This window comes from Erythrobacter sp. NAP1, assembly GCF_000152865.1.
In the GTDB taxonomy this organism is placed as follows: Bacteria; Pseudomonadota; Alphaproteobacteria; order Sphingomonadales; family Sphingomonadaceae; genus Erythrobacter.
In genome coordinates this window covers 1,704,073-1,730,386 of sequence record NZ_CH672390.1, presented here as the reverse complement: position 1 = coordinate 1,730,386, position 26,314 = coordinate 1,704,073, and the positions used below count along the sequence as shown (strand labels likewise).

The window sequence follows — 26,314 nt, the reverse complement described above, 5'->3', positions numbered from 1 at the left end:
GTGAAGGCATGGTTGATCGGCGGCGCGCTTAGCGCTGCTCTGGTAATTGGCGGCATCGCTTCAAACGCGCAGATCGATCCGGGCGATCGTCCGATGGCGGGTCAGTATCGCGCAACAACGACATTCCTCTCGATCGACATGCCCGGCGCTCCGCCGGAGATGGCGGGAATGATGAGCCAGATGATGTCGAACTCGATCACCTATTGTCTGACAGAGGCGGAGATTGCCGAGGGCTATCGCGCCATCACCGACCGCTCGACCCGCGATGCGCAGGACTGCACTTACGAGCGCTTCGATTATTCGAGCGGAAAAATCGATGCGGTGATCGAATGCAGGGTCGACGGGCAGAATATGCGCATGGAAATGACCGGCACGGGCGGCGCGACATCGTCCGACATCACGATGACGATGATCGGCGATTTCGGGATGGGCGATGGCTCTATGAAGCTGCGTTCACAGCACGAGCGCATCGGCGAATGCGGTTGAGAATTTCTGAGACAATCTAACGAGGAATACGAAATGAAGAATGCGATTCTGGCCGCAAGCGCGGTGTTTATGCTTACCGCTTGTGGCGGGGCGACTGACGCAGATGCTGATGGTGACGGCACGATCACCCAGAAGGAAGTTCAGGCAGCGATGGGTGACGTTTCCATCTCGCCGGGCCAGTGGGAGAACACTGTCGAATTCGTCGACATCAGCTTTGATGAGACGAAGGTCCCCGAAGAAGCGCGCGGGATGCTCACCGGAATGCTCGAGGGCATGAAAGGGCAGATCAACACGACGCAGAACTGCGTTACGCCCGAAGAGGCCGAAAAACCCGCTGCCGAAATGTTCTCTGGCAACGAGAATGCCGATTGCGAATACAACACCTTCGAATTCGGCGGCGGCACCATGAACATGGAAATGACTTGCCAGGACCCGTCCTCGGGCACGGCCAAGATCACCAACACCGGCACTTATTCCGATGATGCCTACGAAATGGACATGACGGTCGCGATCGAAAGCCCGGAAATGGGCACGATGACGATTGCGGCGTCGAGCAAGGGCAAGCTGATCGGCGAATGCCCGGCCGAATAAGAACCTCGGCACAAGCAAACAGAAGCGATGGCGGCGAGGGTGAAATGCCTTCGCCGCCTTCCTTTGTTACAGATATGTGAAACGTTGCGATTCTGTGGCACAAATTGAGATGTGATGAGTTAGTTGAACTGAATCTTCACCTCCTATTCACGGCCAAGAGGTATTCCTTTTCGTCATATGGAACACCGCGCATCCTTTCTGGACAGTCCCCGCGCCCGCTTTGGCGAGGGTGAGTTCGCGCGCCGCATCGCGCTCGCGCGGGAGGTGTATCCAGACCAGGAAAACGGCAAGCCGACGCTCGCCAAACTGGCCGGTGAGCTGAGCTATCTCGCCGAGCCGCTGCGCCGGCTCACGCGCCGGATCGATATTCCCAAGGCCGAAAAGCCGCAGATCATCATTCTCATGCCCGGCTTTGCCACGGGCCCGCACCGTATGCGCTACATGGCCAAGAATATCGAGCGCGCCGGACACAAGGTGAAGAACTGGGGCTTGGGCCGCAACTGGGGCGTTGCTCAAGAAAGCATGGACCGCCTCGAAGACCGCCTGTTCGAAGTGTGCGAGCGTTACGAGACATCGGTTTCTTTGGTCGGGTGGAGCCTTGGCGGCCTCTACGCGCGCGAACTTGCGAAGCGGCATCCGATCTGCGTCAACAAGGTCATCACGATGGGCTCGCCCTTTTCGGGTAGCCCGCGTGCGAACAATGTCTGGCGTGTCTATCAGGCGATCGCCGGGCACCGCGTCGATCAGCCACCGATCGAAGCCGATCTTGGCCAGAAGCCTCCGGTTGAAACCATCGCCTTGTGGAGCCCGCTCGACGGTGCGATCGCGCCGCGCAGTGCAGCGGGCCTTCCCGGCCAACGCGACCGCGCAATCGCGCTTCGCTGCACGCATAACGGCTTTACCTATGCGCCGGAGTCGATCCTGACGGTGCTTGAACAGCTCGACCGCTGAACGAGCGGGCGACATGCCCGAAATCGCGCCCTTTTAATTGGAACGTCTTTCATTAGACTGTGTTGATCTAGTGCAGCACGGCCTGATGGGAGCAAGCGCGCAAGTTTATGGCAGGGGATCAGCCGGGCACTCCGGAAAATTTTGACGAAATGCACTTTGCAGGCGGCGACATTCGCCCCGCTTACGATGCCTATTGCGATTGGTACCAAGAACAGGAGCCCGCACTCCTCAAACGCAAGAATGCCGAAGCTGACGAGAGTTTTCGCCGCACAGGCATCACTTTCAACGTTTACGGTGAGGATGAGGCCGAAGAGCGCCTGATCCCGTTCGACATGGTGCCGCGCATCATCACTGCGGCAGAATGGCGCAAGCTTACCCGCGGAATTGAACAACGCGTAAGCGCGCTCAACGCGTTTCTCTACGATCTCTATCATCGGCAGGAGATCGTGCGCGCTGGGCGACTGCCAGAAAGGCTGCTGCGCAACAACGATGCCTGGCTGCCCAACATGGTTGGCATGACACCGCCAGGCGGCATCTACACGCACATCGTCGGCATCGACCTCGTTCGCACAGGGCCGGATGAATTCTTCGTGCTCGAAGACAATGCAAGGACGCCGTCGGGCGTTTCCTACATGCTCGAAAACCGCGAAACGATGATGGCGATGTTCCCTGACCTGTTCAGCAAGGTCGCCGTCGAGCCCGTCTCAAATTATCCGCGCCGCCTCGCACGGAGCCTTGCCGCCTGCGCTCCGCCCAAGTTCGACGGAAGCAGCGGTGACAAGCCGACCGTCGCGGTGCTGACGCCCGGCATCTACAATTCAGCCTATTTCGAACACGCCTTCCTCGCCGATCAGATGGGCGCCGAGCTGGTGGAGGGCAGCGATTTGCGCGTCGTCGATGGACGGGTGCAGATGCGGTGTACGCGCGGCTTTCAGCCGGTCGATGTGCTCTATCGCCGCGTGGATGACGACTACCTCGATCCGCTGACTTTCGAACCCGACAGCGTGCTTGGTGTGCCGGGCATCATGGATGTCTATCGCTCAGGCGGGATCACAATTGCCAATGCGCCGGGAACGGGCGTTTCTGATGACAAGGCGATCTATTCCTTCATGCCCGAGATCGTCGAATTCTACACCGGCGAGAAGCCGCTGCTGCCCAACGTCCAGACATGGCGATGCGCCGACACGGACAGCCTTGGCTACGTGCTCGACCACCTTGAAGAGCTTGTGGTCAAGGAGGTGCATGGTTCGGGCGGCTACGGAATGTTGATAGGCCCGACCGCATCCAAAAAGGAGATCAAGGAGTTTCGCGCCAAGCTAAAGGCCGATCCCGAGAACTACATCGCGCAGCCGACGCTCTCGCTTTCAACCTGTCCGATCTACACCAAGGCCGGCCTCGCGCCGCGCCATGTGGACCTTCGCCCCTATGTGCTGGTCTCTCCCAACGGGATCGAGATCACGCCCGGCGGCTTGACGCGCGTTGCGCTCAAAAAGGGATCGTTGGTGGTCAATTCGTCGCAAGGTGGCGGGACCAAGGATACGTGGGTGTTGAAAGACTGATGTTAGGACGCACAGCCAACGGCCTTTTCTGGATGTTCCGCTATCTCGAGCGGGCGGAAAACACATCGCGCCTGCTTGATGCGGCGCTGCGTATGGCTCTCACCCGCGATCTTGAGCGGGCTGAGGAGGAATGGCGCTCGGTCATCGCGACCTTGGGTCTCAAGCAGCAATACGAAGCCAACAACGACGGATATGACGGCGCTTCGGTTTGGAACTTCGTCCTTCGCGACAAGGCGAACCCGGCAAACGTGCGAGAAATGTTCTGTGCGGTGCGCAACAATGCGCGCACGGCTCGCACCAATTTGTCGACGCAAGCTTGGGAAGCGGTCAACGAAAACTGGATGAAGCTCGACAAGCAATTGTCACGCCCCGTCAGCCAGTTGGCGCTCGGCGAAGTGCTTGCGCGCCTTCGCCGCACAGGGATGCAAGTCCACGGCGCGATGGACGGGTCGATGCTTCGCAATGAAGGCTATCACTTCGCCCGCGCTGGCACTTTCATCGAGCGCGCCGAAAGCACCGCGCGCATCCTCGACATGAAGTATTACCTGCTGCTTCCCTCGCTATCCTATGTCGGCTCCAGCCTCGACAGCGGGCAATGGGACCAGGTGCTGCGTTCGGTCGCCGGGGCGAGCGCGTACAGCTGGCTCAATGCGGGGAATATCGATGCTCGCGGGATCGTTGAATTCTTGGTGCTCGACGATCGCTTCCCGCGCAGTCTGGCATTTTGCCGCAGCGCCCTGCGCACCAACCTAGACCAGCTAGAACGCATTCACAGTCAACCGAGCGAGGCCAATCGGCTCATGCAGGAATCGGAAAGCTTCATCGCTCACATGACGGTTGATGAGATATTCGAAATGGGCCTGCACGAATTCCTGACGCAGTTCATGGCGCGCAATTCCGCTGTCGGTCAGGCGATCGCAGACGATTACAGGTTCCTGGCATGAAGCTCTCTATTCGCCACACAACGCATTATTCCTTTAGCGAGCCAGTGATCCACGCTCTTCAGCGCCTCCGGCTTACGCCCAAGGAGACGCAGGGGCAGTCGATCCTTGAGTGGGAAATGCAGTACGAAAATGCGCATCCCGAACTTGAGTATGACGACCAGAATTTCAACACGGTCACACTGGTCGCGGTTGAACCGGGGGCCAGCGAGGTGACGGTCACCTGCACCGGCAAGGTCGAGACGCAGGACAATGCCGGCGTCATTGGTCAGCACGCAGGGCATCTGCCGCTGTGGAGCTTCCTCGCCCAAACCAAGCTCACCAGGCCAGGTCCGAAAATGCGTACGATGCTGCGAGAGCTGGGCGGCCCGGAGGAGGGTGCGAAGCTCGACTTTCTCCACGCCCTCTCTGCCCGAATCCGCGACGACGTGACGTACCAGACCGGCATGACCGGCGTGTCGACCACAGCGGAAGAGGCGGTCGCTGCTGGCAACGGCGTTTGCCAGGATCACGCGCATATCTTCCTTGGCGCTGCGCGCGCCGCTGACATTCCGGCTCGCTATGTCTCCGGCTATCTGATGATGAACGACCGGATCGATCAGGAAGCCACCCACGCTTGGGCCGAGGCGCATATCGATGGGCTTGGCTGGGTCGGTTTCGACGTTTCCAACGGCATTAGCCCGGACCCACGCTATGTCCGCGTAGCCACCGGGCGCGACTACCGCGATGCAGCGCCCGTGACGGGGATCAGCTTCGGCACGACCGAGCAGATGCTTCGGGTCGACGTCTCGGTCGAACAACAGCAAGAGCAGGACCAGCAGCAATAGCGCTTCCTGCAAGGCGCGGATTGGCGTAATTCGCGCAGCAATTCCTCTTGGAGAATCACAGATGACTTACTGCGTTGGCATGGTGCTCGATAAGGGCCTCGTCCTTATGAGCGACACCCGCACCAATTCCGGAGTCGATAACATCTCGGTGTTTCGCAAGATGTTCCAGTGGCAGGTGCCGGGCGAACGCATGATCGCGGTGATGACTGCCGGCAATCTCGCGACAACACAGGCGGTGGTGAGCCAACTGGAAGAGCGCACCAAAGCGCCGGATGAACGCGACAACACGCTCATCAAGGGCCAGACCATGTTCAATGTCGCTACCGAAATTGGGCGGCTGTTGCGCAACACGATCGAGGAGCGCCAGAACGCCAATGGCGACCGCGGCAAAAGCCGCTTTACCGCTTCTATCATTCTTGCCGGGCAGATTGCGGGGATGGAGCCGCGTCTGTTCATGATCTACCCGGAAGGCAACTTCATCGAGGCCAGCTGGGACACGCCCTTTTTCCAGATCGGCGAGACCAAGTATGGCCGTCCGATCATCATCCGTGGCTATGACCGTGACATGAGTTTTGAGGATGCGGTCAAACTGCTCATGGTCTCATTCGATTCCACGCTGAAGGCGAACCTGTCGGTCGGTCTGCCGCTCGATTTGCTGGTCATCGGCAAGGACGAATTTGCCCCCACGCACGAAAACCGCGTCATGCATGACGACCCGTATTTTGCGGAGATATCAGCGAACTGGGGCGACGCCTTGCGATCGGCTTTTCATTCCCTGCCGAGTTACAGCTTCGATTCGGAGTGAGCCGCAGGCGGCTAAATCGTGATTAACCCTGATGTGTGCGCTGATGTATAGTCGGTTTCGGATGTAAAATTGGCAGGATTTGAGCGGGTTCTAATCCGCTACTAGGCAGGCTTACCTCCACAATGGGTTAGGTCCGGCGTGAAATTTGAGGCGTGGGCGCGCACCACACTTGGCATGTCACGCAAAGCCTCTCTCCACTTCATCGACGCGAACAGTCGCCACCGTGCTGAACTGGCGCGCGTCGGGTTCCAATTGGGCCATCATGCGGAGGTGTATGGCGATCTGTCGGAACTTTCCGCTCATCCTCCTCGCGACGGGATAATCATCGCCCGCGATCAAGCGGAGGAGGGCGGCGTGGGTATCATTCTCGAACGATTGAGTAGGCTCGGCATCTGGCTGCCTGTCATTGCGATGGATGCAGATCCACGGCCTGGACGCATTGTCGAAGCGATCAAGGCAGGCGCACTCGATTACCTGACGCTGCCGATTGATACCGAACGGTTCGAACGCTGCCTTACCCGGATCGAGAAAGAGGCCGAGATATTCGGCGCGGCCCGTCGCCGCATGATCGAAGCGCGCGACCGCATCTCTTCCCTATCGACCCGTGAACGCGAAGTGCTGGAATGGCTGGCCGAAGGAAGCAGCAACAAGGTCATCGCTCGTGAACTCGATATCAGTCCGCGCACGGTCGAGATTCATCGTGCCAACATGATGCATAAACTTGGCGCGCGCCATGCAGCTGAAGCTGTCCGATTGAAGATTGAAGCCAACCTGGAGCCACAGATTGAAGTGACAGCCTAGCCTTCTCGAACTGCTGCTAACCGCGCCCCAACAAGTTCTCCCAGAGCAGCGATCCCTAACCTCGCTCTCGGTGCCCGGACGGCCTCGGTATCCTGATGGATACTGGGGCCGTTTCGCGTTTCGCGAGAGTTGCCAAATGGGGCCTTCGGCTACCGGCAGAAGCCCGTCCCGGGACCTTCTCCGGCGCTTTCAAGATGGAAGTGATCGGCGTGGGCGCGGTTGTATTCGGGGCCAAGAACGGTTCCAAAGCGCTTGCAGGCGCTGCGATGGACAGTGCGAAGGAATTCGCGTTCTGCCCGGCTGCCGCCGTTCCAGTCATCAATCAGCGAAATCCGCCTCCCGTCCTCGAGAATGAAAGCGGAGACGTCGATCGCCTCGGCCCGAGCATGGGCAGAGCGGCGATTGGATCCTGCAACGTTGCGGCATGCATAGCTGCCCATCGTCTCTATCCGGGCGAGCGGGCTGCCAAGGATTTGCCGTGCTGCGCGGTCCACTCCGAAGCGGGTCCACTGTCCGAATGCAGTTGCAACCTCGCACCGCACTGGGCCGATGTTACTGATCCCGAACGACGAGGCATCGCCCGCGATCGATGAAAGCTGCACGGAACCGAGCGTGTGGCATCCGGGAGCGGCGTAAGTATCGGGCAGAGGATTGAAGTCCGCCCCCGCTGCTCCCAGCGCGTTAAGGCAGGCCGCATCCTGGGGACGGGTGACGACGTTTTGCTGCGCCGAACTGAGCCCACGTGGTGGTCGCTGAATGTATGTACCTGGCGTCGAGTAGGGCGCGCGACTTGCGCCCGCGCTTGGCGATCCGCGGTCCGACGATGACGGCACGATCGACCCGCAACCCGCAAGGGCGAGCGCGGCAAGGCCGGTCATGACAAGTGTCGAGAATCGCGTGCGTTTCATACCTAAGGATGAATACGCGAAAATGGTTAACGCCGTGGTAACGCGTAGCCTGAACGAGGTGTGCCGCGCTGCCTACGCGATAATGCGTGCTTGCCCGATGGCCGCAGCCACGCGACCGTGGTCAAGGCAGCTCTTCGGCCACCTGTTCCCACAGCTCGATTTTTACGCCGTTGGGATCGAGGATCCAGGCAAACTTGCCATACCCTTCATCGGCGGTGTCGAGCACGTGGACGTCCTTGGCCTTGAGGCCTTCGACGAACCCATCGAGATCGTGGACGCGCAGATTGATCATGAATCCGCCTTTGCCGGGCTTGATGTATTCGTCGTCCTTGAAGTTGCTGATGAGCGAGTAGGGATTTGTCTTGGGTTCGTCAGCCCATGCGAATTGCGGGCCGTATTCGCCGTCAACGCCCAGCTTCTCGCGATACCACGCGCGCGTCGCCTCCGGATCGGCAGCGACGTAGAAAACGCCTCCAAGCCCCGTGACGCGCGGACCATTTGCATTGCTCATGATGCTCTCCTCCCGTTCCCGGTGGCCATCATGGCGCAAAGGGCCCCTTGAAGAAAGCTCAGAAGCTGGTGGTGAACAGGACGACGCTTTCGGGCAGCGCGTCGAGCAGGGCGATCTCGATCACCTTGTCGAAACCGGTCACGACCATCAGGCCGACCACCAACAGCGCTGCGCCGAATAGCGGTTTGCCGTATTGCGCGATCATGCTGAGCGTCTTGCGGCGCTCTCCCATCGCCTTGCGCGAACCATAGGCGAAGGCGAGCACCGAAGTCGCGACGCCCAGCCCGAAGACGAGGAAGATGAGAAAGCTGCTCGCCAGGTCCTGACCTTGGCTAGCCGCGGCAATCGCCACTCCCAAGGTCGGGCCGACGCAAGGCGCCCAGACGATGCCGAGCAACAGGCCGATGGCAAACTGGCCGTGCCAGCCGTCGCCGCTTACCTGCGACAGCCGCTGGTTGCCGAAATTGGCAATGGGGGCAGCGGCGGCGCTAAATGCAGCCTGCGCCTGCGGTACCAGCAGCACGATCCCGCCCACTGCCAGCATGGCTCCTACGAAGAGGCGCACGGCCTGCTCGTTGATGCCCAGAGAATAGCCGAACGCGATCACGGTGAAGCCGAAGAGCGTGAAGCTGGTCACCAATCCGCCTGCAAGCGCAAGCGGTCCGAACCGGCTCTTGCCAAGCGCAGATGCAACGAGGATCGGCACCAGCGGCAGGACGCAGGGGTTCAGGATCGTGACCAATCCGGCCACGAAGGAGAGGACAGTGCTGCCGAACATCGTCAGGCTTCAGACGAGGGTGGGGCGCTTAAAGCGCGCCCAACACCATGCTGCGCAGTCGGCCGCGATTGGTTTCCGCGATCGAGCGCGCGACCTCGTCCATGCCGTTGAAGACCAGCACGGTCGACTGGCGCGGGATGCGGTGAGCGCGCAGGAAGGCCTTCTCATCGTCGAAGTTGACCTTCACGAACAATACGTCGCCCGACTGGCGCTGCTCGCGCAATTCGTCGAGGATCGGCGCCTGTGCGCGGCAAGTCGGGCACCAGTCGGCGTAGACGTCGACGACGATGGTCTTGCCCTTCTTCTGGGCCATCATGAACTCGGCTTCGTCATAGGTCTGCCAACCGGCGGTCGAGGCCTGCGCGGTCAGCTGTGTCGCGCCGATGACGAGCGCGCCGAGGGCGGCGATGAGGAGGAAGAGGCGGGTCATTGAGGTAAGCTCCAATAGGGGGTGGCCCGGCTGGATCGCCGGGATTGCGCCAGGAGTTCGCGCACAATTGCCCTTTGGTTACAGCGGCGAGGTCGATTTACTCGGCTGGTTGCGCCGCCGTGTTCGACCCTTGCGTCACCTTGCTTACGGCGACGATGGCGACCCATGCCGCGACGAAGCCAGGCACGATTTCGTAGAGCCCTTCGCCGCCCATGAAGCTTGCATTCCAGCCAAGCGCTATCCACGCCATCACGACGCCGGCGCCCGTCACAAGCCCCGCCACCGCACCGGCTCCCGTCATGCCGCGCCATGTCAGGGCAAGGATGATGAGCGGCCCGAAGGCAGCGCCAAATCCAGCCCATGCGTTGGCGACAAGGCCGAGCACCTGGCTGTCCGGATCGCTCGCCATGACAATCGCGGCAACCGCGACCAGCGCGACGCAGATGCGCCCCACGTTTACCGCCTCGCGCTCGGTGGCATTCTTGCGCAGGAACAGGCGGTAGAAGTCCTCGGTGAGCGAGCTCGACGAGACCAGCAGCTGCGAGGAGATCGTGCTCATGATCGCGGCAAGCAGCGCTGCGAACAGGAAGCCGGTTATGGCAGGGTGGAACAGCAGCTCTGACAGGACGATGAAGATCGTCTCGGCATCCTCGACCACCAGTCCGTTGCGCTCTGCATAGGCGCGCCCGGCAAGACCCATGCCTACCGCGCCGAGCAGCGAGACAGCCATCCAAGAGAGGCCGTAGGTGCGCGCCCGAGCCACCTTCTCGACCGTATCGATGGCCATGAAGCGCACGATGATGTGCGGTTGCCCAAAGTAGCCCAGACCCCATGTGACCGCGCTGATGAAGCCGAGCAGCGTCAGCCCTTCGGTCAGGCTCAGGAACCCATCGACCGGCACTTGCGCCAGCGAACCGCCCGCATCGCCGCCGCTTCCGAACATGACGACCAGCGGCATGATGACGAGCGCCAGCATCATGATGATGCCTTGGACGAAGTCGGTGAGGCTCACCGCAAGGAACCCGCCGACCATCGTGTAAGCAAGCACGATGCCGCAGGTGATAACGATGCCCAGCATGTAGTCGCTCATGCCGGTGCCCGGCAGCAAACCTGCGAAGGCGGTCTCGAACAGCTTGCCTCCGCCGACAAGGCCAGCGGCGGTGTAGACGGTGAAGAAGACCACGATCACGATTGCGCTGATTACGCGCAGGTTCGTGCCTTGGTCGGGGAAGCGATTGGCGAGGAATTGCGGGATGGTGAGCGCGTTGCCGTAGCTCTCCGTCTGTTCGCGAAGGCGCGGAGCGACCACGATCCAGTTGACGACAGCGCCCACGAAGAGGCCAATCCCGATCCAGGCCGCGCTCAGACCAGCGATATACAATGCTCCCGGCAAGCCCAGCAGCAGCCAGCCCGACATATCGCTCGCCCCGGCACTGAGCGCAGCAACCGATGGCGGCAGGTTTCGCCCGGCGAGCATGTAGCCCTCAGACGTGTCGGTCGATTTCCTCCAGGCGTATAGCCCGATGGCGATCATCAGGACGAAGTAGGCGGCAAGGCTGGCAAGGGTTGCTGTGTTCATATCGAGCGCGCGCCTAACAAACCGCCGCGCCCATGACCACAGCACGAGGCCAGTTTGACCGTTTCGCTCACCCGTTGCCGTTTCGCGCTAAGCCTCTTGCGCGCTCCCGCCCTTTGCGCGCAAGGATCATGCGCAGCCCTCGGCGCTGGCACAAAGTGCGAAGTCAGCCGTTCAGGCATCACACACGCAGCATCAAGGCAGGGGACATTACCATGGCAATTCCAGACCGTTTCGCAGGCAAGACCGTCATCATCACCGGCTCTTCGGCTGGCATTGGCGAAGGGATCGCGCGGCGCTTCCATGCCGAGGGCGCCAATGTCGTCATCAACGCCCGCAATGCCGAAAAGTGCGCGAAGGTCGCCGACACGCTTGACGCAGACCGCACGCTTACATGCCCCGGCGATGTCAGCTCCAGCGACTTTGCCAACGAGATCGTCGCCAAGACGGTCGAGCGGTTCGGCGGGCTCGATTGCCTCGTCAACAACGCGGGCGTGGGCGGTTCGTCGATGCTTCACAAGACCGACGATGAAGAGATCGACCGGATCATCGACATCAACGTCAAGGGCGTCATCTACCTGTGCCGTGCCGCAATCCCACACCTTCGCAAGAGCGAGGCTGTGGGTGGCGGCTCGATCATCAACATCTCGAGCGTGTCGGGCATTGGCGGCGATTCCATGCTGCCGATCTACAACGCGTCGAAGGGCGCTATGACCAACCTCACCCGCGGTCTTGCGCAGCAGATCGGCGGGATGGGCATCCGCGTGAACGCCATCAACCCCTCGATTACGCGCTCCGACATGGTCGATGGCATCCTTGCCAATGATGCCCTGCTCGAAGCCTTCATGCGACGTGTGCCGATGGGCCGCATCGGTGAGCCCGAGGACATCGCTGCGGCATGCGCTTTCCTTGCGAGCGAGGACGCGGCCTTCATCACTGGGGTGAACCTGCCGGTCGATGGCGGGGTCAGCGCAAGCAACGGACAGCCCAACTTCCTCGCCTACATGCAGAAGGGGTAGGCCCAAGCCTAAGCCCCTGCTTTTGCTGCACTTGTAGGGAGAAGTGGACCGCATGTTACACGGTCCAGGGCAAAAAGCGCGTCAGTGTCACCTTATCCGCTAAATGTGTCACCTTTCGCGCGGATAGTGTCACCGTGCGCCAAAGGTCGAGCAGAGATGCGGGCAGCCCCATGCCGCGCGCCGTACCAGCCGCGCGGCATGTAGGAAAATGCGCGGCGCCTTATGGCGTCTTCATCCAGTAGAACTCGAACTTCTCCATCGACGATCCGAAATATTGCTGATGCTCGGCATATTCGGGCGTTTGCTGGACCTTCTCGAAGCCGTCCGTGGTCTCCCATTCGACGAAGGTCAGCTGGTGCGGAGCGGTCGCATCGGCGGCATAGGCCTCGCGCACCGGCATGCGCATCTTGTAGAGGAAGCGCCCGCCCGAACGCTCAACCGCCGGCTCGATCCCGGTGAGGTAGCGCTCGTAATCCGCCACCGCCTCGTCGCTCTTCAGCCAAGCGATCAGCACGGTGTAGTGCTTGTTCGGATCGGCGGCGATCGTGAGATCCTCGTGCAGTTCGGCTGAATAGATATCGAGCCCGCTCCACGCCTCGGGACGCGTTGCCTTGATTGCGGGCCAATCGGGTTCGGCGGAGAAGTCGTCGAGCGCCGCCTGGCTCGGCCATGAGAAGAAGGACACCGCCTGCGGGGCGAAATCACTGCGCACCGTCTGCCGGACGTTGAGCTGTCCGATACGCGCATATCCATGGCGCTGTGCCAGGGGGAAAGCCGCCTGACCATAACTGCGCGCAGCCTCGCGCCCGTCGGTTCGCTGCTGCGAGACGATGACCTGCAAAACCTCGCCACGCTTCATGTCGAGGGTGAAGGCAGGCCCGGCATTGGCGGTATGGCCGTCCGCTTCAGCGAGCGCCGAAGTGGTCCCGGAAAGGGTAGCAAGCGCAAGGCAGGTTGATGCGCCGAGCAAGATGGATTTTAATAGGGTCATGGGTCGTCTCCCGGTCCGAATTGGTCGATAAACGCACCATAGAGGGAAGAAGAGAGCCGTCGTGGCTAGAATTGTAAGATAATTGGTGCGAATATGTGCCAATGAATGACTGGGACGACTATCGGCTGATCCTCGCGATTGCGCGCTCCGGCTCCTTGCGCAGTGCGGCTGGTGAGCTTGGCCTCACGCACACAACCGTCTCGCGCCGTCTCGCTGCGCTGCAGGCGCGGCGAGGGCTGGTCTTCGACAAGGTGCCCGGCGGCTATGCTCCATCGCCGCTTGGCGAGGCGCTGATCGAAGTCGCTCAGGAGATGGAGGAGCTTTCGCTCAAGGGCGAGCGCTTCGAACGCGCAAGCAATCCTGACCTTGCCGGGCCGATCCGGCTTTCGCTGCCAGAGGCGATTGCGCAATTCCTATTGCTCGAAGATCTGGTCGAATTCTCGCAAACCCATTCGGCAATCGACCTCCAGATAGAGACGAGCTCGCGCTTTGCTGATCTCGATCGCTCCGAGGCCGACGTGGTGGTGCGCGGTGCGAAAGACCCACCGGGGCATCTGGTGGGGCGGCGGCTCTTTCCCAATTGCGTCACTTATTATGGGCACCGCGATTACCTCGCCTCAACCCCACCAGAAAAGCTGCGCTGGATTGCGCCCAGCCCGGAAGCGCGCACGCCCGGATGGCTGGAGAAGTCACCTTATCCCGACGCGCCGATTGTCTTGAGCCTCGACGACGTAACCGCCCGCCACCGCGCGCTGGTTACAGGGTTGGGGCTCAGTCGCGGGGCTTGCTTCATGGCCGACCCCGAACCGGACCTCATCCGCCTGCCTGGATCCGAGCCCGAGCCGCTGCAGGATATCTGGGTGCTTACTCACCCGGACCTTCGCGAAACACCGAGGGTCAGGGCGCTGATGGAGCACATCATTCAGGCAATGCTGCGAAAGAAAGACCTCGTGACCGGCGCGCTTGGCTGACCCGGCTTTGGGAACTGAGCCTGTCTGCGTTAGCCAAGTCAGTCAATACAGACTTCCTATTTGCAAATATCTGACTGACGTCGGGTGAGTGCAATCAATGGCTTCCGCCCCCGTGATAAGAAGTGACCGACTATTGAGTCGTCAATTGCATGAGGGAGGATGGGCTATGACTGATATCAAGGTGAAAACGCTTGGCGGCGTAAAGATGCTTTACGACCGTTCAAGCGCAGCCGACTATGGCGTCGGCGGTGTTCCATTTGCTCCCAATATGAACCAGGCATTCGCGCAGGAATGCGACAAGGCATTCAAGGAAATGTTCGATGAGATGCAAAAGCACACCGGGCTCAAACCGAAGCTGATCCTGTCGGGCGGGGTCAGCCGCGCGGGAAGCGGCAAGAGCCTGCATCACAAGAACCGGGCGTTCGATCTCGATGGATTGCTGTTCGACGATGGCACCAACTGGGTCGCCAACACCTTCCCCCAGCGACGCCAGATCTATCTCGGGATGGAGGCAGTGCTCAGGCGGTATTTCGGTGTCGTGCTGGCCTATGATTACAACAGGGCGCACGAAGACCATTTCCACTTCGATGACGGCCTGGCGCCAGGCCTTTCAACGCGCGCGAAAAGCCACGTTATTTTCCTGCAGAACGTCGTCACGTTCGTCTATCACACGCCGGTCGGCCGCGATGGAGTGTGGGGCTCGGAAACGAGCGAGGCGGTTGTCGCGGTGCGCAACGAAATGGGCATTGGCGGCCTCTCGCAGCTCGCCAACTGGAAGCAATTCCTGAGCCGGGTCGCCGTCGATGCGTTCAAGAACGAGGCCGGCAGGGTGGGCGACGTCGTGATCCCGGAACCCGAAGTGTGCCACTGCTGCGGGCAAGTCATCCCTGCCTAGCAGCAGCGGCCTACTACGCCGCTTCTTACCCAGCCTTCGAACGCTTGGCCTTTTTGCGCTCGTGCGGGCACAGCAACGTCTTGCGCAGACGGATCGACTTGGGCGTTACTTCGACCATTTCATCGTCGTCGATATATGCAATCGACTGTTCGAGCGTCATCCGGCGCGGTGGGGTGAGGCGGATGGAATCATCCTTGCCCGACGAACGGATGTTGGTGAGCTGCTTGGCCTTCATCGGGTTGACTTCTAGGTCGTCGGGCTTCGCATTCTCGCCGATGATCATGCCCTCGTAGAGCTTCATCTGCGGAGCGACGAACAACTCGCCGCGCTCTTCGAGCATGTTGAGCGCATAGGCATTGGACTCGCCATCGCCATTCGAGATGAGAACGCCGTTGTTCCTGCCGTCGATCTGGCCTTTGTACGGGCCGTACTTTTCGAACAGGCGGTTCATTATGCCGGTGCCGCGCGTGTCGGACAGGAATTCACCGTGATAGCCGATCAGGCCGCGCGAGGGGGCCGAGAAAGTGATGCGGGTCTTGCCGATGCCCGAGGGGCGCATTTCGGTAAGGTCGGCTTTGCGCTTCTGCATCTTCTCGACAACGGTGCCCGAATGCTCGTCATCGACGTCGATAACGACCGTTTCATACGGTTCGGTGCGCTGGCCGTCTTCTTCGCGGAACAGCACTTTGGGACGGCTGATGCCCAGCTCGAACCCTTCGCGGCGCATTGTCTCGATCAGCACGCCCAGCTGAAGTTCACCGCGCCCTGCGACCTCAAAGGCGTCCTTCTGGTCGCTCTCGGTGACGCGGATGGCCACGTTGGTTTCCGCTTCGCGCAGCAGGCGGTCGCGGATCATGCGGCTCGTCACCTTGTCGCCTTCGCGGCCTGCGAGGGGCGAATCGTTGACCGAGAACTGCATGGCGAGTGTCGGTGGGTCGATTTCCTGCGCTGCGATCGGTTCGGTGACCGACGGGTCGCAAATCGTGTTCGCAACAGTCGCCTTTTCGAGGCCTGCGAGGGCGATGATGTCGCCCGCCTTCGCGCTCTCGACCGGGACACGCTCAAGGCCGCGGAATGAAAGCAGCTTTGTCGCGCGGCCCGTCTCGACGACGTTACCGGCGATGTCGATTGCGTGGATGGGGTCGTTGATCTTGAGCGTGCCGGACTGGACGCGGCCCGTAATCACGCGGCCCATGAAATTGTCGCGGTCGAGCAGCGTGGCAAGGAAGCTGAACGGCGCGTCTTCCTCAAGGCCGGGCTCGGGCACGTGGTCGACGATCAGCTGGAACAGCGGCTGAAGGTCGCCTTCGCGCGCGGTCTCGTCATTCGACGCATAGCCATCGCGGCCCGAAGCCCAGAGCGAAGGGAAGTCGAGTTGTTCGTCGTTCGCGTCGAGCGATGCGAACAGATCGAACACTTCGTCGAGCACTTCCTGCGGGCGGCCATCGGGACGGTCGATCTTGTTGACGACCACGATCGGCTTGAGGCCGAGCGCCAGCGCCTTGCCGGTGACGAATTTGGTCTGCGGCATTGCGCCTTCGGCGCTGTCGACCAGCAGGATGACCCCGTCGACCATGCTCAGAATTCGCTCCACTTCGGCGCCGAAATCGGCGTGGCCCGGAGTGTCGACGATGTTGATGCGGGTGACCTCGCCGTCGGGGGCTTCCCATTCGACGCTGGTGCACTTGGCAAGGATGGTGATGCCGCGTTCTTTTTCGAGATCGCCCGAATCCATGGCGCGTTCTTCAACCCGCTGATTCTCGCGGAAAGTTCCCGATTGGCGGAACAATTGGTCGACCAGAGTGGTCTTGCCGTGGTCAACGTGCGCAATAATTGCGACATTTCGGAGCGAGGAGGGGGCCTTGGACATCTTTTTCACTTTTCCAAAATTACCGGCTCTAGGGTCTAAAGTGCCGGATTGCTGCGTTGTTGTGCAGCGCAATAGAAGGGTCGGATCGGCAAAAAACGCTGCCACTTGAGGGACGCTACGGAAAGCGAAGCGCCCGGGTCTCATGTTGCATTGCATCATTGCACGGAAAGTCGAGCGCGCGCCTAGCCCAAGGCAGGCCCGGCGGCAAGCTTTGACATCGTCGAAGCGCTCAAAAGTGCGTAATTGAAACTGTGTCGGCCTTGCAACAATCACCCCGACTCCCGTGCAAATGCGGGCGTTAGTTGCTTGTCGCTGATGCAACAGTGCTTTATTGCACGCGGCTAACTCCAAACGGCCGGAATGATGCATCTGGGGATGCGAAAACAATCATCGGCTGGCTTGGTGGGATATGAGGAGAGGATTTTCCATGCGTTCACCTGTTTCCGGCACTGCCGGGTCGTATCGTTTTGCGCTGCTCGCTGGCGCTGGTGCTCTTGCCCTGACCGCGCCTGGCGTGGCGATGGCGCAGCAAGTTGACAGCAACGACGCTGACGAACTTGCACTTGAACTTGAAGACAGAAATTCAAGCAACGTCATCATCGTCACCGCCTCGAAGCGCGAACAGACGCTGCAGGAAACGCCGATTTCGGTCAGCGTCACCAGCGGCGAAACGCTTGAGCAGGCGCAGATCCGCGACGTTCTCGACCTGCAGACGGTCACCCCGTCGCTGCGCGTCAGCCAGCTTCAGACCTCGTCGGCATCGACCTTCATCATTCGCGGCTTCGGTAACGGCGACAACAACTTCGGCATCGAGCCGTCGGTCGGCGTCTTCATCGATGGCGTGTTCCGTTCGCGTTCGGCCGCTGCTCTGGGCGACCTTCCCAACGTGCAGCGCATCGAAGTCCTGAACGGCCCGCAATCGACCCTGTTCGGTAAGAACGCATCGGCCGGTGTTATCTCGGTCGTCACGCGCGAGCCTCAGTTCGAATTCGGCGGCGCAGTCGAAGCGGTTTACGGCAACTTCAACACGGTCGTCCTCAAGGGCGATATCACCGGCCCGATCAGCGAGAACATCGCCTTCTCGCTCGACGGCAGCTACCAGCGCCGTGACGGTTATGCCGACATCGTCAACCTCAACGAAGAGATCAACGACCGCGATCGCTGGTCGGCACGTGGTCAGCTCCTGATCGAGCCGACCCCCGATTTCTCGATCCGCGCCATCGTCGACTACTCGCGCATCGACGAAGTCTGCTGCCAGGTTGGCACTCTGGCTGTAGGCCCGACCGCTGCCGGTATTGCCGCTGTTGGCGGGCAGATTGGCGGACCCGACACGTTCTTCGACTACGACAGCTTCCTCAACTTCGTTCCGACCAACGAAGTCGACAATTATGGCGGCTCGATCCAGATGGATTACGAGACGGACTCAGGCCTCTCGTTCACGTCGATCACCGCTTATCGTGAGCTCGAGAACTTCTTCCTGTCGGACATCGACTTCACCAGCGCCGACATCGCTACGGAAACCCGCGAGCAGAAGGTTGAAACCTTCACTCAGGAATTCCGTGTCGCTTCGGACTTCGACGGCCCGATCAACTTCCTGCTCGGCGCTTTCTATTTCGACGAGACCATCACGCAGGACAGCGCGATCCAGAACGGTTCGCAGATCCGCAACTTCTTCGAAATCCTCGCAGGCGCCGATCCGGTTGCTGTCCTGACCGGTCAGCCGACCCTGTTCAACGGACTTGAGCAGAGCTTCGGTTTCCCACAGGAAACGATCTTCAACACGCCGCTTCTCACCAGCGAAACCTTCGCGATGGAAAACGAGGCATGGTCGGTCTTCGGTACGATCGATTTTGAACCGGTTGATGGCCTCGTCTTCACGATCGGCGGTAACTACACCGACGATTCGAAGACCTTCGCTCTCAGCCAGACCAGCTTCGATCCGCTCGCACAGGTCAACTTCGTCGATGCGTTCATCACCGGCGCGACCGCTGCGGACCCGAACCTGCCGACCGTTACCTCGCGTGACCAGTTCCAGGCATTGCCTGCAGCTGTTCAGCAGGGCCTGCTGGCTGCCGCGACCAACCCGGCAATCAACCAGCTGCTCCCGCTTGCGGGCTTCCAGTTCCAGCCGCCGTTCCTCGCCATCCCGAACGCCGTCGAGGACGGTCGCACGGATGACGATGAATTCACCTATCTGCTGCGCGCTTCGTACCAGATCTCGCCAGAGATCAACCTGTATGCAAGCTACGCAACCGGCTTCAAGGCGAGCTCGGTCAACCTGTCGCGCGACAGCCGTCCGATCAACTCGGACTTCGTTGCCGGTCCGGGTGGTTCGACATTCGCGGCTCCCAGCAGCCCGATCATCAACGCAGGTCTCGCAGTGCCGAACCTCGTATCAGGTTCGCGTTTCGCTGGTCCGGAAGAAACCGAAGTCTACGAAATCGGCATGAAGGCGCAGTGGGAAGGCTTCGGCTTCAACCTCGCGCTGTTCGACCAGACGATCGAAGGCTTCCAGAGCTTCGCGTTCACCGGCACCGGCTTTGCGCTGCGTAACGCTGGTGAGCAGTCGGTAAAGGGCTTCGAATTCGACGCAACGATCAACCCGACCGACGGTCTGGTATTCACCTTCGCCATGACGCACCTCGATCCGCTGTTTGACAGCTTCCCGGGTTCGGTCCTTGGCGATCTCACCGGTGTCCGGCCGGCAGGTATCCCGTCCTTCGCAATCGCGACGAGCGCTACCTACACCCACGAATGGGACAGCGGCACGCGCCTGATCAGCCGTATCGATTACAACCACGAATCGAACGAACCGATCAACAACGGCCTGCCGACCTTCGGTCCAAACAACTTCCGCCGTGAAGTGAACCTCGTGAACACCTCGGTCACGCTGGCGCTGAACAGCGGTCTCGAGATCGGCGCATTCGCACGCAACCTGTTCGACGATCAGTACATCCTCACGGTGTTTGATGCAGTTGCACAGGCCGGAACGGTTTCGGGCTACCCGAGCCAGCCGCGCACTTATGGCGGTGTCGTTCGCTTCAAGTTCTGATCGCAGCGATCAACCGAACAAGAAAGGGCTCCGCCAGCGATGGCGGGGCCCTTTTCTTTAGGCGGGTCGAAAGTCCCCACGGCTGAGCTGCGGATTTCGAGGTTGCCCCAGACGCGCTGCATGTGCAGTCTCTCCTCTCAGGCGCCGCGAGGGCCGAGCCAAGGGGATCATCAGGGGGCAATATGAGCGTCGATATCGCACGCGTTTTCTCGGACAGCTGGACCATCATCAAGCAGCGCTTCTTTCAGCTGCTCGGGATGTGGATCGTCTTTTTCGTCCTGAACCTGCTTTACACGATGATCGGCGGCGCCTTCATCGGCGGGTCTGTCTTTGCGATGGGAGCGACGGCTGCGAGCGTCGATGACCCCGGAATGCTGCTCGGCGGTCTCGGGATCGGCGTGGCCGTGATGATGTTCGCATTCTACCTGGGTTCGATCGTCATCATCTTCGCGCAGCAATGCGCCATGTCGGCGCTTGGAACGCCGCTGAGGCCGGTGCAGTTCAACGATGCGCTCATGGCCGGGTTCAAGGGAGGCGTTACCTTCATCGCCATCGCGATCCTTCTGGCGATCGCTTACTTTGCCTTCTTCCTGGTCTCCGCGCTGATAGGACTTGTCCTCTCTGCGATCGACGGTGCTGCGGTTCTGCTAACGACGGTGCTGTTCTTCCCGCTCCTTGTCTATCTTGCGCTCCGGCTGAGCGTGATCGTGCCGGTCGTGGCGGTCGACCGGGTGTTCAACCCGCTCACCGCCATCCGGCGCACCTGGGGCATGACTTCGGGCAAGGTGCTCTCGATCCTAGGCGTCTACCTCGTCATCATCGCCATTGCGCTTGTGCTGCTCGGCATCCCGTTCTTTCTGATGTTCGGATCGGTGTTCCTTGCCGGGGCGAGCGGGAGCGATGCGGCTGGGCTGGCAGCGGCGGGTTCAATGATCGGCGGGTTCCTGCTGCTGATCCCGATGTTCCTGATCTACTCGGTCATCGCGATCGTCATTTCAGCCTGCCTGCACGCGCAGCTGACCGACACGCGCGTTGAAGAGGCTACGCAGACTTTCTCCTGAGCGAGGGCAGGGCGCCTTAAAGTTCGCGCAGCGCCTGTGCAGGCTTGGCGCGCAGCAGCGGCAGCGATCCGCCCAGCGCAAAGGCAAGCACCATCGCAAGGCCAAGGCCGAGCACCGCAAGCACAGCGCCCCAATCGGGCAGCCAGTCGAATTCGAACAGCTGGGTGATGATGACCCAGGCAAGCCCCGATCCAAGTGCCAGTGCAACCAGCGCGAGGGCACCGGCAATCAGGCCATATTCGGCCAATTGCAGACCAAGGATCTGACGCCGGCTCGCACCCAGAACCCGCAGGACCACCGTGTCATAGGTCCGCGCGGCGCGCGCAGCGGCTATCGCTCCCATCAGAACGGCAAGCCCTGCAAGCACAGCCACAGCAGCGGCAGCAAGCGTGGCAAGGCCGACCTGCTCAAGCAGCGTACGCGCCTGCACCAGAACCTCGCCCACCTCGACAACCGAGCTTGATGGATATTCGCGAACGAGCGCGCGCAGCAGCTCGCCGCGATCCTGCGTGTCCGCGCCATCGGGCAATTCAATCGTGGCCGAAAGCTTGTGCGGTGCATCTGCGATGGCGTTGCGTGAGAAGACCAGCGCAAAGTTGAAGCCCATCGTCTCCCAGTCGATTTCGCGCAGGTTGGCGATGCGAACGTCGCGCTCCGATCCGAGGATGCCGATGGTCAGCATGTCTCCGACTTCAAGGCCCGCAGCATCGGCGAATTCCTTGTCGATCGAAACCAGCGGTTCGCCGTCATGCATCGGGCTCCACCATTCGCCTTCGACCACGCGGCTACCGGGTGGGGAGGTGTCGGAATAAGTGATCCCGCGCTCGCCGCGAAGCGCCCATGCGCCGTCGGGTATTTCGTCAAGCTCGGCGACCACCTGCATGTCGTCTTCCGGACCAAAGGCGAGAATACCGCCGCGCATTGTAGGGACGGTGCGGATTGCGGCTTCGGGGAAAGGTTCCTGGATCAGTTCATAGAAGCGCTCCTCGCCTTCGACGGGCACGTCGAGGACGAAATAGTCAGGGGCTTCCTGCGGCACACGGCTCTGGATGTTGCCGTCGATCGCGCTCTGGATGGCGGCCAAAAGCACGAAGGCGGCAAGCCCGAAGCCCAGCGCGGTCACAAGCGCCGAGGTGGGCGCGCCGGGGCGGTGGATGTTAGCAAGCGCGCTGCGAAGGAGCGGGTTGGACGGGCGTGGCAGCTTGCGCGCCACCCATTGCAGACCGAGACCCAGCGCCGCGAGCAAAACCAGCGCTCCGCCAGCACCAAGCAGGAAACCGCCCGAAAGCCAGGGCTGCGCCGTGGTGATGAGCGCGAGCGCGCAGATCGCAGCGATACCGACGCCGGTGGCAATCAGCGCCCGCTTGTCGCGCGCAAGCGGCACAATCCGGCTGCGCATCAGCGCCATTGCCGGGAAAGAACGGGCACGAAGCAGCGGCGCTGCAGCGAAGGCAAAGGCGACAAGCAATCCGTAAGCGCCAGCGAGGAGAAGCGGAGCAGGCTCGATGACGAAGCCGCTTTCGACCGGCAGAAGACCCTCCAAAGCGGCTCCGAGCAGCGGAGTGACCAGCACCCCTGTCGCAAGACCGAGTGCGCTGCCCGCTATGGCCGCGACTGCGATCTGGAGCGCATAGACGCGAACGATGTCGCGCGAGGATGCACCCAGAACCTTCAGGGTCGCAATGCTCGCGCGGCGTTGGTCGAGATAGGACGAGACGCCGCCCGCGATGCCGATCCCCGCAATCACCAGCGCAGCAAGGCCGACCAGCGTCAGGAAGTCGCTCATCTGCCGTACGAAGCGATCTGCTCCGGGTGAAGCGCGGTCGCGGCTGCGGAAATCGAAGCCTGCATTGGGGAAGGCTTCGGTCAGCGCGTCTTCGATCGCTTCGGGGTCGTCGCTCTCGTTCTCGAACGCGATGCGGTACTTGCTCTGATAGAGCGATCCGGGCTGCAACAGGCCTGCAGCGGCAGGAATGTCCTTGGCCACGAGCACGGTCGGACCAAGCTGAAAGCCTTCAGACAGGCGGTCGGGTTCGTTCTCGATCACGCCCGCCGCGCGCAGGGTCATGGTGCCGACGCGGAATTCCTCGCCCACGGCAATGTCGAGCCGATCGAGCGCGCCTTGCGCGAGATACGCATCGTTTGCAGTGGGAGCGCCCGGTTCGCTGCCATCGACTAGGGTGAAATCGCCGTAGAGCGGCCAGGCATCGTCGATCGCCTTGAGTTCGACCGGCGCGGCGGCGTCATCGGTGCTCGCCATCGCTTGCAGACGGTAGCCGCCCGATAGTTCGCCATATTCGCCGAGAGCGGTGAGTTCATCTTCGGTCAAGTCGCGCTGCCACACCTCGACTTCGAGGTCGCCGCCAAGCAGCGCCTGTCCCGAGGATTGCAGCTCGCGTTCGATCGAAGCAGTGAGGGTGCCAATCGCGGCAAGCGCGGCGGTGCCAAGGAAAATGCAAACCAGCAGCAGGCGCAATCCCTTGAAGCGCGCATTGAGGTCGCGCCGGGCGATGTGCCACGCGCCGCCCCAGGTGAGGCCCTTCGCGTCGACCTTGGCGCTCACTCTGCAGCCTCGCTAGCCGGAGCGATGTCAGTCCTTGTGTCGGAGACGATAACGCCGTCTGCCATGGTCAAAACCCGGTCGCACTTTTCGGCGAGCAGCGGGTCATGCGTAATGATGAGCAGCGTCGCGCCGGTTTCCGCGCGGCGCGCAAACAGCAGCTCCACGATTTCCTCGCCGGTCGCGACGTCGAGGTTGCCCGTGGGCTCATCTGCAAAGATGAGGCTGGGGCGCGGCGCAATGGCGCGGGCGATGGCAACGCGCTGTTGCTCGCCGCCCGAAAGCTGGGTTGGGTAGTGGTCGATCCGGTGGCCAAGGCCCACGGCGGTCAATTCGGCTTCTGCGCGCGGGGTCGCGTCGTCGCTTCCGGCGAGTTCCATCGGGGTCGCGACGTTTTCAGCCGCGGTCATGGTCGGCAGCAGGTGGAATGCCTGAAGCACGATCCCGATCCGCCCCCGTCGTGCAGCGGCCAGGCCGTCTTCGTCGAGCTTGGCAAAATTCTGTCCGGCGACGGTCAACTCGCCTCCGCTCGCGCGTTCGAGGCCCGAGAGCACCGCCATCAGCGAGCTCTTGCCAGAGCCGGAAGGGCCAAGCAGCGCGACGACTTCGCCATGAGCGATATCGAGGTCGATCCCCTTCAGGATCTCCACCGGCGCAGCATTGCTGCCCAGTGTGAGGGTTAGATTTCGGGCGGAGATCGCCATATCGGCGTGAGTTGCTGGGTTTGTCACTAGGCTCAGATGGGATAGGAACGGTTTTCAAACAAGATCGAAATGGAAGGTTCGCAGATCGCTATGGCCCCCTTGCAGAAACGTTTTCCCCTCGCTTTTGGTTTCGCAGGCGCGCTTTTGCTCGCCGCCTGCGGCTCTGAAGCACCGGTAGACGCCCCCCGTACAGAGCCCGGCGCAATAGCCGAAGGCGAGCTGGCGGTGCCCGTCATGGGCGAGGAAGTGCGCATCCTTGCATTCGGTGACAGCCTGTTTGCGGGCTACAATCTAGCCGAGCCAGAAGGCTACCCCGAACGGCTCGAATCGGCGCTGCGTGGGCGCGGGATCAATGCGCGCGTGATCGATGCGGGCGTGTCGGGCGATACCAGCGCTGCTGGGCGCGATCGGCTCGAATTCGTGCTCAATGGGCAAAGCGAGACGCCTGACCTGTTTATCCTTGAGCTAGGCGGCAACGACCTGCTGCGCGGACTTTCGCCTGATGAAACGCGCGCGAATTTTGACGCGATGCTCAGCACCTTGCGCGAGCGCGGGATCCCCGTCCTGCTGATGGGAATGCGCGCGCCGCCCAATTACGGGCCGGAATACCAAGCGCAGTTTGACGCGATGTATGGCGAGCTGGCGCAGGAATACGACACCGCGCTCATCCCGTTCTGGCTTGAGGACATCTACGAGGACCAGAGCCTGTTCCAGAACGACCGCATTCATCCCACAGCCGAAGGGATCGAGGCGCTGGTGGCATCGACGCTAGACGATGTGCAGGCGGCGCTGCCTTCTGATGTGAGCGAGGGCTAGAGCCGCTCGAGCGAGCCGCCGCTGACCCGCCAGACGGCGGCTTCTTCCTCGATCTCTGCGAAGGGAGCGAGTTCGGTTCCGGTCATCCAGACCTGAGCCTTTCCTGCACGCAGTCGGTCGAATAACGCCTTGCGGCGCACAGGGTCGAGGTGGGCGGCTACCTCGTCGAGCAGAAGCACGCTTGGTCGGCCTGATGAGGCAAGGACGCCGTGGGCGAGGGTGATCGCGATCAGCATCGCTTTCTGCTCGCCGGTGGAGCTCGATGCGGCCGGTTGGCCCGTGCCCATCATCACCACTTCCAGTTCATCGCGGTGCGGTCCGGTGAGTGCGCGTCCTGCAGCACGGTCGCGTGGACGTGCGCGGGCGAATTCGGCGAGCAGTTCTTCCGGTGCGAGCGGGCCGCCGGGGCGATAGGTCAGGATGGGGCGGGCAAAGGGTTCGGGCGGGAAGGCCGACAATTCATCGCTTAACATCGCAATCAGGCGCGAGCGGTTGGCCGCAACCACGCTGCCATGCTGCGCGGCTTGCGCTTCGATCGCGTCTAGCCAGCGGGCATCGCCATGCTCTTCGAGCAGGCGGTTGCGCTCCCGTAGCGCAATCTCTAGCTGATTCACCGCTTTTGCGTGCCCCGGCTCGATCGCGAGCGCCATCCGGTCGACAAAGCGCCTGCGCGCACCTGCGCTGTCGGTGAAAAGGCCATCCATCGCCGGGGTGAGCCACGAGACCGCGTGCCATTCGGAAAGTGCGCTGGCGCTCGCATCGGCTCCGTTGATCCGAACAAGGCGGCGGGTAGGGCGCTCTGCCTCGGTATAGGTGCCGATGCGGGCGGAGACCTGTCCCTGCTCGATCAGGCTCGCCCCGATGGCGAAGGCTCCGGGCTGCGCGTCGCCGGGGGCCTTGCGAGCAAGGTCAGTAAGGTTTGCACGGCGCAGGCCCCGGCCCGGACTGAGCAGCGAAATCGCTTCGAGCACGTTGGTCTTGCCCGCGCCATTCTCGCCCACGAGCAAGTTGAAATGCGCCGTCTCGGCAAGCTCGCTCCTCGCATGGTTGCGGAAGTTCTGCAGGGTGATCTTTGCGAGCGCCATAGGTTCGAACGCGGGTAGCATGCGGGCGCGAAAAGGCCATCAAAAGCAATGCTCAAATCCCCGATCCTAAACAGTGGGGAAATTTCCCAACCTTTCGGATTGATGAACGACGAGTTCAGCTTCGCC

24 protein-coding genes are annotated in these 26,314 nt (G+C 61.4%); 14 read left to right on the top strand and 10 right to left on the bottom strand.

Annotated elements, in window-relative coordinates:
* The 8 genes from NAP1_RS15910 (at position 1) to NAP1_RS08295 (ending at position 6,961) form a co-directional block, all read left to right on the top strand.
* On the top strand, positions 1-486 hold the full coding sequence (locus NAP1_RS15910) for a DUF3617 domain-containing protein (protein WP_007164831.1): 486 nt from the start codon (positions 1-3) through the stop codon (positions 484-486).
* A gap of 33 nt (positions 487-519) precedes the next feature.
* A complete protein-coding gene (locus NAP1_RS08325) occupies positions 520-1,077 on the top strand; it encodes a DUF3617 domain-containing protein (RefSeq protein ID WP_007164830.1) in 558 nt (185 codons plus the stop codon).
* 177 nt (positions 1,078-1,254) lie between these two features.
* Positions 1,255-2,028, top strand: coding sequence for a triacylglycerol lipase (locus NAP1_RS08320; protein ID WP_007164829.1), 774 nt, complete (start codon positions 1,255-1,257; stop codon positions 2,026-2,028).
* Positions 2,029-2,135: 107 nt separating this feature from the next.
* A complete protein-coding gene (locus NAP1_RS08315) occupies positions 2,136-3,587 on the top strand; it encodes a circularly permuted type 2 ATP-grasp protein (RefSeq protein WP_007164828.1) in 1,452 nt (483 codons plus the stop codon).
* Positions 3,587-4,531: an alpha-E domain-containing protein gene (locus NAP1_RS08310; protein ID WP_007164827.1), complete on the top strand. Its 945-nt coding sequence runs from the start codon at positions 3,587-3,589 to the stop codon at positions 4,529-4,531. Before NAP1_RS08315 ends, NAP1_RS08310 begins: the two co-directional genes overlap by 1 nt.
* On the top strand, positions 4,528-5,355 hold the full coding sequence (locus NAP1_RS08305) for a transglutaminase family protein (RefSeq protein WP_007164826.1): 828 nt from the start codon (positions 4,528-4,530) through the stop codon (positions 5,353-5,355). Before NAP1_RS08310 ends, NAP1_RS08305 begins: the two co-directional genes overlap by 4 nt.
* A 61-nt stretch (positions 5,356-5,416) precedes the next feature.
* The gene (locus NAP1_RS08300; RefSeq protein WP_040464360.1) at positions 5,417-6,160 is read left to right on the top strand and encodes a peptidase; all 744 of its coding nucleotides are present in this window, start codon (positions 5,417-5,419) and stop codon (positions 6,158-6,160) included.
* Between the two features lie 174 nt (positions 6,161-6,334).
* On the top strand, positions 6,335-6,961 hold the full coding sequence (locus NAP1_RS08295) for a response regulator transcription factor (protein ID WP_007164824.1): 627 nt from the start codon (positions 6,335-6,337) through the stop codon (positions 6,959-6,961).
* 149 nt (positions 6,962-7,110) lie between these two features.
* Here NAP1_RS08295 and NAP1_RS08290 read toward each other — a convergent pair whose 3' ends face one another.
* The 5 genes from NAP1_RS08290 to putP all read right to left on the bottom strand — a co-directional run bounded on the left by NAP1_RS08290 (position 7,111) and on the right by putP (position 11,167).
* Positions 7,111-7,869: an extensin family protein gene (locus NAP1_RS08290; RefSeq protein WP_007164823.1), complete on the bottom strand. Its 759-nt coding sequence runs from the start codon at positions 7,867-7,869 to the stop codon at positions 7,111-7,113.
* Positions 7,870-7,990: 121 nt separating this feature from the next.
* A complete protein-coding gene (locus NAP1_RS08285) occupies positions 7,991-8,380 on the bottom strand; it encodes a VOC family protein (protein ID WP_007164822.1) in 390 nt (129 codons plus the stop codon).
* 58 nt (positions 8,381-8,438) lie between these two features.
* On the bottom strand, positions 8,439-9,158 hold the full coding sequence (locus NAP1_RS08280; protein WP_007164821.1) for a cytochrome c biogenesis CcdA family protein: 720 nt from the start codon (positions 9,156-9,158) through the stop codon (positions 8,439-8,441).
* A gap of 28 nt (positions 9,159-9,186) precedes the next feature.
* Positions 9,187-9,588: a thioredoxin family protein gene (locus NAP1_RS08275; protein ID WP_007164820.1), complete on the bottom strand. Its 402-nt coding sequence runs from the start codon at positions 9,586-9,588 to the stop codon at positions 9,187-9,189.
* Positions 9,589-9,685: 97 nt separating this feature from the next.
* Entirely contained in the window at positions 9,686-11,167 is a 1,482-nt protein-coding gene (putP, locus tag NAP1_RS08270) for a sodium/proline symporter PutP (protein ID WP_007164819.1), read from the bottom strand.
* Positions 11,168-11,379: 212 nt separating this feature from the next.
* Here putP and NAP1_RS08265 point away from each other — a divergent pair, with 212 nt between their 5' ends.
* Positions 11,380-12,183 carry an SDR family NAD(P)-dependent oxidoreductase gene (locus NAP1_RS08265; protein ID WP_007164818.1) on the top strand — a complete coding sequence of 268 codons (804 nt, stop codon included), beginning with the start codon at positions 11,380-11,382 and terminating at the stop codon, positions 12,181-12,183.
* 220 nt (positions 12,184-12,403) lie between these two features.
* On the opposite strand, the gene NAP1_RS08260 is transcribed toward NAP1_RS08265, so the two are convergent.
* Positions 12,404-13,174 carry a hypothetical protein gene (locus NAP1_RS08260; RefSeq protein WP_040464359.1) on the bottom strand — a complete coding sequence of 257 codons (771 nt, stop codon included), beginning with the start codon at positions 13,172-13,174 and terminating at the stop codon, positions 12,404-12,406.
* Between the two features lie 101 nt (positions 13,175-13,275).
* On the opposite strand from NAP1_RS08260, the gene NAP1_RS08255 reads away from it, so the two are divergent.
* Together NAP1_RS08255 and NAP1_RS08250 are read left to right on the top strand one after the other, a co-directional pair.
* Positions 13,276-14,145: a LysR family transcriptional regulator gene (locus tag NAP1_RS08255; protein WP_007164816.1), complete on the top strand. Its 870-nt coding sequence runs from the start codon at positions 13,276-13,278 to the stop codon at positions 14,143-14,145.
* Between the two features lie 166 nt (positions 14,146-14,311).
* Entirely contained in the window at positions 14,312-15,040 is a 729-nt protein-coding gene (locus NAP1_RS08250) for an extensin family protein (protein ID WP_007164815.1), read from the top strand.
* 25 nt (positions 15,041-15,065) lie between these two features.
* On the opposite strand, the gene typA is transcribed toward NAP1_RS08250, so the two are convergent.
* Positions 15,066-16,910 (bottom strand): translational GTPase TypA, encoded by a 1,845-nt coding sequence (gene typA, locus NAP1_RS08245; protein ID WP_007164814.1) that lies wholly within the window; start codon positions 16,908-16,910, stop codon positions 15,066-15,068.
* 427 nt (positions 16,911-17,337) lie between these two features.
* Here typA and NAP1_RS08240 point away from each other — a divergent pair, with 427 nt between their 5' ends.
* Both NAP1_RS08240 and NAP1_RS08235 read left to right on the top strand, forming a co-directional pair.
* Complete coding sequence (locus NAP1_RS08240; protein ID WP_007164813.1) at positions 17,338-19,962, top strand: TonB-dependent receptor; 2,625 nt, start codon at positions 17,338-17,340, stop codon at positions 19,960-19,962.
* A 182-nt stretch (positions 19,963-20,144) separates the two neighbouring features.
* Positions 20,145-21,023 (top strand): hypothetical protein, encoded by an 879-nt coding sequence (locus NAP1_RS08235; protein WP_007164812.1) that lies wholly within the window; start codon positions 20,145-20,147, stop codon positions 21,021-21,023.
* Between the two features lie 16 nt (positions 21,024-21,039).
* On the opposite strand, the gene NAP1_RS08230 is transcribed toward NAP1_RS08235, so the two are convergent.
* Together NAP1_RS08230 and NAP1_RS08225 are read right to left on the bottom strand one after the other, a co-directional pair.
* Positions 21,040-23,586 (bottom strand): ABC transporter permease, encoded by a 2,547-nt coding sequence (locus tag NAP1_RS08230; protein ID WP_007164811.1) that lies wholly within the window; start codon positions 23,584-23,586, stop codon positions 21,040-21,042.
* A complete protein-coding gene (locus tag NAP1_RS08225; RefSeq protein ID WP_007164810.1) occupies positions 23,583-24,287 on the bottom strand; it encodes an ABC transporter ATP-binding protein in 705 nt (234 codons plus the stop codon). Before NAP1_RS08225 ends, NAP1_RS08230 begins: the two co-directional genes overlap by 4 nt.
* Positions 24,288-24,356: 69 nt before the next feature.
* On the opposite strand from NAP1_RS08225, the gene NAP1_RS08220 reads away from it, so the two are divergent.
* Positions 24,357-25,103 (top strand): arylesterase, encoded by a 747-nt coding sequence (locus NAP1_RS08220; protein ID WP_007164809.1) that lies wholly within the window; start codon positions 24,357-24,359, stop codon positions 25,101-25,103.
* Here NAP1_RS08220 and recF read toward each other — a convergent pair.
* Positions 25,100-26,188, bottom strand: coding sequence for a DNA replication/repair protein RecF (recF, locus tag NAP1_RS08215; RefSeq protein ID WP_007164808.1), 1,089 nt, complete (start codon positions 26,186-26,188; stop codon positions 25,100-25,102). The genes NAP1_RS08220 and recF overlap by 4 nt on opposite strands.
* Between the last annotated feature and the right edge of the window lie 126 nt (positions 26,189-26,314).